We start from the raw sequence: 7,093 nt of genomic DNA on the forward strand, positions 1-7,093 counted from the left end.
CGCTCACTCGGTGCGGCGCTCTCCGACCTCGGCTGGCCCGTGCTGCTGCTGGAGTACCGCCGCGAGCCCGGTAACCCGGATGCGTCCACGGCTGACGTCCGTACCGCCCTGGACGCGCTGCCGGACCTGCTGGACGTCCAGGCCGGGTACGTGCTCATGGGGCACTCCGCTGGTGGTCAGCTGGCGCTCTGGGCCGCGGCAACGCTCAACCCGGTCCGCCTGCGCGGTGTGCTCGCTCTAGCGCCGGTAGCCGACCTCTTGATGGCAGACCAGCAGAAACTCGACAAGGGCGCCGTACAGGACTTCATCGGCGGCGGCGTCCGCAACGACCTGGACCCTGTCCACCTCCCCGCCCCAATAGCCCCCGTAACCCTCCTCCACGGCGTCAACGACTCAGTGGTCCCCATAGCCCTCACCAAGTCCTACTTCGCCGCCCACCCCACCGCCCACTTCCACGCCGTCGACCACTGCGCCCACTACGAACTGATCGACCCCCAGTCGGACCCCTGGCACCAAGTAACCACCGAACTAACCCGCCTCACCGGCTAACCGTCAGACAAGCGTTTGACCCACACCTCGGTTACTGTCCCCGGGACTAGTCCACTATCTCGGGAGATCAGACATGCGAAAGACGCTGACCGCAGCCCTGCTCGGCCTCACCGCAGCAGTGGCCGGACCGATGGCCGGCGCCCAGGCAACGACCGACTCGACCCAATGGCGTGGCCACTACACGCTGTACACCGACTGCGTGCAGGCCGGCAACAACATCCTGATGACCAGCCCGAAGGCCCAGACCTACGAATGCCGCGAGTTCCCCCTCGGCGGCTTCGACCTCTACGTCACCTACTGACCTCGGTAGTCCCACCAGTACACGCTGCGGGAGCTCCCTGCGGCGTGTACTGAGGTGTTCAGTTCTCGTCGGGGAAGCGTCGCCATACCGCGCCTCGTCCGGTGCCTTCAGGGCTGACCTTCTGCTCGGCCTTGAGCTCCTCGAGGACGAGTCGGATCGTTTGGTCGCTGAGCTCGCCGCCGGGATACGCGGTCTCTGACCACAGCAGCCGGTGGAGGTGAAGGAGGAGACCGATGTTCAGCGGGTGCCAATCCTCCTGGAACAGATAGTCGAGCGACAGCCGGTAGCCGGCCAGCTCTTGTTCGCTGCGGTTCCGCAGTACCCCCGCCGTACCGTCGATGATGCGCTCAGCCCGAGAGACATCCGCTACCACGACGCCCTCGATCGCGGACGAGGCCGTAATGCTCTGGATCCGTGCCCAGTTGGCTAGCTCGGTCGAGATCGCTGAACGAGCGCACCAAATCCTCCAAAAGAATCTACAAACATACTAATTGCGGTGAATCTTAGTATGTTTATTGGATTCATCGGCGAGTTCTGAGCAGCTCTGATGACCTGGATGGTCGAAGGATTTCCGCGAGAGCTACTTCAGGCGTTTGGCGGCGGTGAGGAGGCCTTCGGAGGTGGGGAGGAGGGCGGAGACCAGGGTGTCGTCGTCGCGGACGGCGCGGATCAGGTCTCGGAGCGCCATCGTGTCGGGGTCGCGGTGGGACGGGTCGGCGACCTTGCCGTTGGTGAGGATGCCGGCGAACGCGACCAGTCCGCCGGGGCGGAGCAGGCGGAGGGCCTCGTGCAGGTACGCCGTGTTCTCGCGGCGGTCGGCGTCGCAGAAGACCAGGTCGTAGTGGCCGTCGGTGAGCCGGGTGACGACGTCCAGGCCGGCGCCGGCGATCAGGCGGAACCGGTTCGACGCGACGCCCGCGTCCAGGAAGGTCTTGCGGGCCAGCCGCTGGTTCTCGGCGTCGATGTCGACCGTGGTCAGGGTGCCGTCGGCGCGCATCCCGCGGAGCAGCGCCAGGCCGGAGACGCCGGTGCCGGTGCCGATCTCGACGACCGCCTTCGCGCCCGCGCCGGCGGCCAGCAGGCTCAGGGCGGCGGCCGTGCCGGGGCCGATCGGGGCGACACCGCTGTCGGCGGCGCTCGCCCGCGCACCGGTGACGACTTCGTCCTCACCGGTGTAGTCCTCGGCGTACGCCCAGGACGTCGGGTCGATGCCGGTGGCGATGGCGTCCTCCCAGTGGTCGGCTGCGTGATGTGCGGCTGCGGTACCCATGCTGAACCGAAGCCTAGCGGTTGGCGGTGCGCTTTCCGCGCTGCACGCGCGGAGGTTGCGCACTCCTGCTCATAACAACCTTGCCCTGATCAGATATGATCGTCTCATCGAGACGTGGCTCACCTGGTGAGGGAGGTGTGTTGAGTTGGGGTCAGGCCCGGATGACGTCGATGCCGGCTTCCTTGAAGACCGCCAGCTGGCTGTCGTCGGCCTGCGCGTCGGTGACCAGGGTGTCGATCTCGCTCAGCTCGCAGATCCGGGCGAAGGCGCGCTGTCCGAGCTTGGAGGAGTCGGCCACCACGACCACCTTCGCGGCCCGGCTGACGATCAGCTGGTTGATGTTCGCCTCGCCCTCGTGATGGGCGGTGGCGCCGGTCTCGTCGATGCCGTCGACGCCGATGAACGCGATGTCCAGCGACAGGTCGGACAGGATCCGGTGCGAGAGCGGCCCGATCATCTCGTAGGACTGCGGCCGCGCCACGCCGCCGGTCAGCACCATCTTCACGTGCGGCCGGACGATCAGCTCGTTGGCGATGTTCAGTGCGTTCGTCACCAGCGTGAACGCCGGCTCGCCGTGCTCCGCGGACAGCTCCGGCCGGGTGGCCAGCGTCCGCGCCACCTCGGAGATCGTGGTGCCGCCGTTCATCCCGATCACCATGCCGCGCCGCACCAAGGTGGCCGCCGCCTGCGCGATCCGCTGCTTCTCGGACGCGAAACGCGCAGTCTTGTAGCGCAGCGGCAGGTCGTACGACACCGCGTTCGCCACGGCGCCGCCGCGGGTCCGGGTGAGGAGCTGCTGCTTGCCGAGGTGGTCCAGGTCGCGCCTGATCGTGGCCGCGGACACGTGCAACTGCTCGGCGAGCTCGTCGACGTCGATGGCGCCCTTCTCGGCGAGCGACTCGAGCAAGGTGTTGAGGCGTTCGTAACGCTTCACCCGGGGCTCCTCCTTCACACAATCGGTCAGCCGGGTGGCGGCTGGTTGGCACCATTCGATCACGTTCGAGCAGTTTCGACCATGACAAGTGCGGAGACGACATGACCCAGCAGCCATTTGTGAGCACTGAGATCGCCACTCAGCCGGACCTCTGGCGACAGGTCTCGGAGGGTTTCGCGCAGTACGGCGGTGCGCTTCCGAAGGCCGGTCAGCGGGTCGCAGCGGTCGGCTGCGGTACGTCGTGGTTCATGGCGATGGCGTACGCCGCGCTCCGCGAGGACCTCGGCCAGGGTGAGACCGACGCGTTCGCCGGATCGGAGTTCCCGGCCGGTCGGACGTACGACGCGGTCGTGGTGATCAGCCGCTCCGGCACCACCACCGAAGTACTGGACCTGATCCGCGACACCGAGCTGCCGACCGTGGCGATCACCGCGACGCCGGACTCGCCGATCGTCGAGCTGGCCGACCAGACGATCCTGCTCGAGTTCGCCGACGAGCAGTCCGTCGTACAGACCCGGTTCGCGACCACGACGCTCGCGCTGCTGCGCGCATCGCTCGGCGAGGACCTGTCGAAGGCCGCCGCGGACGCTCAGACCGCGTTGACCATCGACGTCGACGACCTCGCGAAGCTGGAGCAGGTCACGTACGTCGGCACGCGCTGGACCGTCGGCCTGGCCCACGAGGCCGCGCTGAAGCAGCGGGAGGCCGCGTCGGCGTGGACCGAGGCGTACCCGGCGATGGACTACCGGCACGGCCCGATCGCGATCGCGCAGCCCGGGCGCGGCGTCTGGATCTTCGGCGAGGCCCCGGCCGGCCTGATCGACGACGTCGCGGCCACCGGCGCGACCATCGTCCAGCACGCCGACCTGGACCCGATGGCCTCCCTCGTCGTCGCCCAGCGCGTCGCCGTCGCCAAGTCCCTCGCCCTCGGCCTCAACCCCGACCAGCCCCGCAGCCTGACCCGCTCGGTCATCCTCGACGCCTGACGTTTCACGGGTTAACCCGTCAGATGGCCCCTTCACCCCTTCCATGCGGGTGGTGAAGGGGCCATTTCACTGGTTAACCACTCAAACGAGAAGTGTGGGCAGCGAGGAGGCCGAGGCCTGCGGCCAGGAGTAGGCCTAGGCCCGCGATGGGGATGGCGGCGTGGGTGCCCACGGCGGGTACCAGCACGCCGGCAGTGGCTTGGCCGAGGGCTGAGGTTCCTACCCGGAGGCTGGCTGCTGTGGTGCTGACCCGGCCCTGGAGTTCCGGTGGGCTGTACTGCTGGCGGGCCGCGAACATTGCCGGGAGCGTGGGGCCTTCGGCGAGGCCGGCGGTGACGGCGAGGACGACCAGTACGGCGAACGACGAGGCGAGCGCCCACGTGCAGAGGACCACGCCGTACGCCGCGACCGACAGCATGACGACGTACTCCGGGCGGAGCTTCGAGCGGCCGAGCAGGAGAGCCGTGGTGACGCTGCCGATCTCGACGGCAGTCCACAGGTAGCCGGCGGCGGAGCGCGGTTGGCCGAGGGACGGCATGTGCAGCGGCAGCGCGATCAGGAGGATGCCGGTGCAGCCCATCAGCAGTGTGGTCGTCACGGTCGAAGCGCGCAGGGGCGGCGTACGGGCGAGGTGCCGGAGGCCGCCGATCGCCGACGCGAGGAACGGTTCGCCGGACGCACCGACGGGTGGGAGAGCAGGTAGGCGGGTGATCGCGACGATGCTCAGGACGGCGGCGCCGACGATCACCAGAACGGCCGCGTCGACCGAGACCGCGGCGGCGAGCGTGGCCGCGGTGGCAGGTCCGGCAATCGCGGCGGTACTGAAGCTGACGGACTCGAACGCGTTCGCCCGCACCAGCCGCTGCGGGCGGAACAGGCTCGGCAGCATGCTCGTGAAGCCGCCGCTGACCATCGGCAGCGTCGCCCCGGCGACTGCGGCGAGGGCCGGGGCGATCCAGGCGGCGCCGTGCCCCACGAGGAGCAGCAGGACGAGCATGACGACGGCGAGCGTTGCCTGGTTGACCGCGAGGGCGCTGCGCCGATGGGCCGTACGGTCCAGCCAGGCGCCGAGCAGCGGACCGGTGATGATCGCGGGCAGTGCGTACGCGGCACCGGTGAGCCCGGCGAGGGCCGGGCTGCCGGTGCGGTCGAGGACGAGCAGTACGAGCGTGAACGCAACCATCTCGTCGGCGAACCGGGCCAGCGTCGCCGCAACGTAGTAGCTGGGCACGCCGCGCCTCCCGTGTAACGCAATAGCAGGTGTTACGCGTTACGCTAGCAAAGGCGTTACGGGAGGAGTCCAGTGGAAATTCAGTCCCCGGACCGGTTGATTCGGCTGGCCGTCGACCTCGTCAACCTGCAGGAGTTGCCGGGTCCGGCTGAGCTGCGGGCGTTTCTCCTCGAGCATGGTGAGCCTGAGCCGGTCGAGGTTGGCGAGGGGGACCTGACGGGGGTCCTGGCAGTGCGGGAGTCGTTGCGGGCGGTGTTCGAGGGGGACTCGGCGCAGGGTGCGCGGGTGCTGAACGAGCTGCTCGCGCGGTACGCCGTACGGCCGTACCTGTCCGATCACGACGGGACGCCGTGGCACGTGCACGTGGCGGAGCCTGGTGCGTCGTGGGCGGACTGGCTGGCCGCGACCACTGCGCTGGGGCTGGCGACGTTCGCGGCCGGCCATGGGTTCGAGGCGTTGGCCGTCTGCGCGGCGACCGACTGCGGGCAGGTCTTCGCCAACACGGCCCTCAATCGTCCCCGCCGCTTTTGCACGCCCCGGTGCGCGACCCGCACCCGAGTGGCGACTCATCGCGCCCGCCAAGCCTGAAGCGGGCAGCGAGGCCGAATTGTTGCGAAAGCAGTTTCGCTTGAGGTCTGGTGTTTGCGAAAGCGGTTGCGCTACCGTGCGGAACGGTCGGCCTGCTGACCGACATCCCCGCAGAGGAGTTCCGATGAACAGGTTTGCAATCCGTTGTGCTGCAGGGCTTTCCGTGCCGTTCCTGCTCGTGGCGTGCTCCAGCGCGCCGTCCTCGGGCGGTGCTTCCGGCGCCGGATCCAGCCCGGGTGGGCAGGTCACGATCACGGTCGGTGACCGGCCGCCGAGTTCCGATCCCGAGAACCGCAAGCAGTTCGACCAGCGGGTGGCCGACTTCGAGAAGGCCAACCCGGACATCAAGCTGAAGCCGATGGAGACCATCTGGGACGCGACCACGTTCCAGGCGCAGGCGGCCGGCGGGCAACTCCCCGACGTACTGAATGTGCCGTTCACCGAGCCGCAGGGCATGATCGCGCGCAAGCAGGTCGCGGACCTGACCAAGGTGCTCAAGGACGACGGCCTCCTGGACCAGCTGAACCCGAACGTGCTGAAGATCGCGCAGGACAAGTCCGGCAACGTGTTCGCGGTCCCGACCGCCGCGTACTCGGTCGGCCTGGTCTACAACCGGGACCTGTTCACCAAGGCCGGGCTCGACCCCGACAAGCCGCCGGCCACGTGGGACGAGGTGCGGGCGGACGCCAAGCAGATCGCGCAGAAGACCGGTCAGGCCGGCTACGCGCAGATGACCACGAAGAACACCGGTGGCTGGATGTTCACGGCTCAGACGTACGCGTTCGGCGGGTCGATCGAGAACGCGGACGGCAGCAAGGCGGCGTTCGAGGATGCGCCGTCGAAGGCGGCGCTGCAGGCGTTGCACGACATGAAGTGGGTGGACAAGTCGATGGGGCAGGCGGTGCTGTACGACATCGACGGCATCTCCAAGGCGTTCGCGGCCGGCAAGATCGGGATGTACATGTCCGCGCCGGACGCCTACCACACGCTGGTCGACATCAACGGCCTGAAGGCGTCCGCGCTCGGCGTCGGCCCGATGCCCCAGCAGGGCGGCGACCACGGCACCCTGTCCGGCGGCAGCGTGCAGATCGTGAGCCCGAGCGCGACCGAGGCCGAGCAGGCGGCGGCGATCAAGTGGATCCGGTTCAACTACCTGAACAAGTACGTCGACGAGACCGCCGCGGTCACGACCGCCAAGAACGGTGTCGCGGCGAAGCTGCCGGTCGGCGTACCG

General features: G+C 68.6%; 9 protein-coding genes. 5 read left to right on the forward strand and 4 right to left on the reverse strand.

What is annotated here, in order from left to right:
* Together VFF46_RS29290 and VFF46_RS29295 are read left to right on the forward strand one after the other, a co-directional pair.
* Positions 1–549, forward strand: a 549-nt coding sequence (locus VFF46_RS29290) for an alpha/beta hydrolase family protein (RefSeq protein WP_325040455.1), incomplete at its 5' end; no start/stop codon positions are given.
* Between the two features lie 73 nt (positions 550–622).
* The gene (locus tag VFF46_RS29295) at positions 623–850 is read left to right on the forward strand and encodes a hypothetical protein (protein WP_325040456.1); all 228 of its coding nucleotides are present in this window, start codon (positions 623–625) and stop codon (positions 848–850) included.
* Between the two features lie 58 nt (positions 851–908).
* On the opposite strand, the gene VFF46_RS29300 is transcribed toward VFF46_RS29295, so the two are convergent.
* From VFF46_RS29300 to VFF46_RS29310, 3 genes are all read right to left on the reverse strand, one after another.
* Positions 909–1,223, reverse strand: a complete 315-nt coding sequence (locus VFF46_RS29300) for a hypothetical protein (protein WP_325040457.1) — start codon at positions 1,221–1,223, stop codon at positions 909–911.
* A gap of 207 nt (positions 1,224–1,430) precedes the next feature.
* Positions 1,431–2,120, reverse strand: coding sequence for an O-methyltransferase (locus VFF46_RS29305; protein WP_325040458.1), 690 nt, complete (start codon positions 2,118–2,120; stop codon positions 1,431–1,433).
* A gap of 151 nt (positions 2,121–2,271) precedes the next feature.
* A complete protein-coding gene (locus VFF46_RS29310) occupies positions 2,272–3,054 on the reverse strand; it encodes a DeoR/GlpR family DNA-binding transcription regulator (protein WP_325040459.1) in 783 nt (260 codons plus the stop codon).
* A gap of 119 nt (positions 3,055–3,173) precedes the next feature.
* Between VFF46_RS29310 and VFF46_RS29315 the strand changes: the two genes are divergently transcribed.
* Positions 3,174–4,040 carry an SIS domain-containing protein gene (locus VFF46_RS29315; RefSeq protein ID WP_325040460.1) on the forward strand — a complete coding sequence of 289 codons (867 nt, stop codon included), beginning with the start codon at positions 3,174–3,176 and terminating at the stop codon, positions 4,038–4,040.
* Positions 4,041–4,113: 73 nt separating this feature from the next.
* On the opposite strand, the gene VFF46_RS29320 is transcribed toward VFF46_RS29315, so the two are convergent.
* A complete protein-coding gene (locus VFF46_RS29320) occupies positions 4,114–5,271 on the reverse strand; it encodes an MFS transporter (protein ID WP_325040461.1) in 1,158 nt (385 codons plus the stop codon).
* A 72-nt stretch (positions 5,272–5,343) separates the two neighbouring features.
* On the opposite strand from VFF46_RS29320, the gene VFF46_RS29325 reads away from it, so the two are divergent.
* Positions 5,344–5,859 carry a CGNR zinc finger domain-containing protein gene (locus tag VFF46_RS29325; protein WP_325040462.1) on the forward strand — a complete coding sequence of 172 codons (516 nt, stop codon included), beginning with the start codon at positions 5,344–5,346 and terminating at the stop codon, positions 5,857–5,859.
* A gap of 124 nt (positions 5,860–5,983) precedes the next feature.
* On the forward strand, positions 5,984–7,093 hold a 1,110-nt coding region (locus VFF46_RS29330; RefSeq protein WP_325040463.1), incomplete at its 3' end, for an extracellular solute-binding protein.

Origin of the sequence: Kribbella sp. (assembly GCF_035655035.1) — a bacterium.
GTDB lineage: Bacteria > Actinomycetota > Actinomycetes > Propionibacteriales > Kribbellaceae > Kribbella.

What these genes read in the sequence shown, in the direction of transcription:
- VFF46_RS29295 (WP_325040456.1), top strand. Translation starts at nt 623, where the DNA reads ATGCGAAAGACGCTGACCGCAGCCCTGCTCGGCCTCACCGCAGCAGTG.
- VFF46_RS29305 (WP_325040458.1), bottom strand. Translation starts at nt 2,120, where the DNA reads ATGGGTACCGCAGCCGCACATCACGCAGCCGACCACTGGGAGGACGCC.